2 protein-coding genes are annotated in these 2,212 nt (G+C 33.0%); one reads left to right on the top strand and one right to left on the bottom strand.

Annotation, left to right across the window (positions count from 1 at the left end; genetic code table 11):
* On the top strand, positions 1-722 hold a 722-nt coding region (locus ACJMLO_RS08955), incomplete at its 5' end, for a type II secretion system F family protein (RefSeq protein ID WP_405296010.1).
* A gap of 9 nt (positions 723-731) precedes the next feature.
* Here the strand turns inward: ACJMLO_RS08955 and ACJMLO_RS08950 are convergent.
* The gene (locus ACJMLO_RS08950; protein WP_405296008.1) at positions 732-1,451 is read right to left on the bottom strand and encodes a DUF4012 domain-containing protein; all 720 of its coding nucleotides are present in this window, start codon (positions 1,449-1,451) and stop codon (positions 732-734) included.
* Between the last annotated feature and the right edge of the window lie 761 nt (positions 1,452-2,212).

Raw genomic sequence — 2,212 nt, 5'->3', positions numbered from 1 at the left:
AAATAAGGGACTTCCTAGTGAAAATTCTCCTAAAAAGACAGATAATTTTGCTGCTGTTTATAGGATTGATTCTTATTGCATTGTTTACAAGTTTGGAGATAAGTGCAATGTATCTTGTAATAATTTTAATGAGTTACCTTTTCCTGCTCCATTATCCTCAAATGAAGAAGAAAAGAGGATACTCAGATTTGAATCAGGAGCTTCCCTATGCATTAAGGCATATGAGTATTGAGCTAAAAGCCGGAAGAGGACTGCATGACTCACTAGTGACTATTAGAAATGCAGATTACGGATCGCTTTCCCGTGAATTCAACAGAGTCCTGGAAGAGGTGAAATTTGGCAAAGCGACAGAAGATTCCCTGCTTGAAATGGCACATAGGGTGAAGTCAGAAGGCCTTACAAGGGCAATTCATCAAATTGTGGGAACCCTAAGAGTTGGAGGCAATCTGGCAAACAGTTTGGAGATTATCGCAAAGGACATCTCGTTTGACATGCAAATAAAACTAAAGGAATTTTCCCAGAAATTGAATTCTTTTATTTTAATTTATACATTTATAGCCATTCTAGCTCCAGTTATAAGTTTAATCATGTTAATGGCGGGTTCAACAGTCATGGGAGACATAATATCTTCAGGATTGCTATATGTAATCTATACAATATTCTTCCCATTAATAGTGATGTTTCTGGGATTATTTATCAAAAAATTAGAGCCAAAAATTTAAAAAAAGGGTTTAAAATATTGAACTAAACCCTTTTGATGCTAAAAGTCCTGCAAAGGCACCTTCCTCATCCATGATTATATTTCCTTTGGAGTATTGGTCAAGTGCGGCGGACACCATTGCAGATTTAACGTCAGGATTGGTTGAAGCAGCTTTTGCCACTCCTTTTACAACGCCCATTACTGCATCGCCTCTTGAAACTCCATTTCCCCAGTCTTCTTCACGAATGATATCAATACCGCTTGCATTAGTCAGTTCACCGTTTATTTCCACAGGTCCTGCTGCAGAAAGTATTGCATCCAATGCCTGACTATTGATTGCAACAACAGAATCGATTGAAGTATTGGCCTGATATTCAACAATTTCTTTTGCATATTTCATTCCAACTTCATTATCCGCATCCCAAAACGCATCGTGAAGTAGAAGTGCTGATCCTGCACCTTGCTGCTGTGCTTCCTGCGGTTCAGCCGCTGTTGGATGAGTCATGCCTCCAGGATATATAGGAGTATAATTTTTCAAGGTTCCGTTTTCCAGATGAACAATAAATGCCATGTCACATGCACCCATTCCTGGCCTGTCTTCACTTTCATCGATTGCACATACCAGAATGTTTTTATTGCCCTGTGTAAGCTCACTGTCATGTCCAAGGAATATTGCACCGGCAATTATTGCTACCAATCCAATCAAAACAACAATTAATATTGCGATAAGAAGTCTTCGTGTCCTATCCATACTAATCACCTACATCATATTTGAATATTATTAAAGCATTAATATATTTACCAAACCCCTTTAAATATTTTTAGGTGACATCAAAAATTAAAATGAATAATTGTTCCTGAAATAATTATTAAAAAAAGAAAATTTAAATATATGTGAAATTAAATATGATGAACATATTTAATTTCTTGAGAGTAGTTATATGCTTTTTATTAAATTAGAAAAGAGAGATAAACTAATTTAATAATAATTGGAGTGTAGTTTTATGGTTTTGAATCAAAACCATAAAGTAATGAAAAATTAGATTTTTAGGTAGACCTAATTTTTTATCACCAATTGTAATGTTGTTTGAAGAAGTATATAAATATTTCTAAATTTTTAGGTTAACCTAAATTTTATATTTTCTGAAATGAAAAATTTAACAAAAAGAGATAATAATTGGTGTTTAATTTTTGAGGAGAGTTAAACACCAATTGGGTTTTTTGGAAAATTTGGCAGATAATTTTCCGTGTATCGAATTAGAAAAATTGTGGAAACCTAATTCAATACAAATATTTATATTTTGGAGATTGTATTATTATTGACTAATAATATGTGTTGTTAAGTGAAAAATTTAGGCATGCCCAAATTATATCTCACTTGTATAAAAGTAGGTCATCATAGTATATAAATGTTTCGGAAATTTTTAGGTTTGCCTAAAAAATAACTGTACTATGACTTAACATGTGTTATATAACATGTAGTATAAACTAGTATATAAATATTTTGACTAA

The sequence above is a fragment of the Methanobrevibacter sp. genome (assembly GCF_045120835.1).
Classification (GTDB): domain Archaea; phylum Methanobacteriota; class Methanobacteria; order Methanobacteriales; family Methanobacteriaceae; genus Methanocatella.
This window is presented reverse-complemented; position numbering and strand designations above follow the sequence as displayed.

Bases quoted from the DNA above. Each gene is read 5' to 3' on its own strand.
- ACJMLO_RS08950 (WP_405296008.1), bottom strand. From the start codon at position 1,451: ATGGATAGGACACGAAGACTTCTTATCGCAATATTAATTGTTGTTTTG.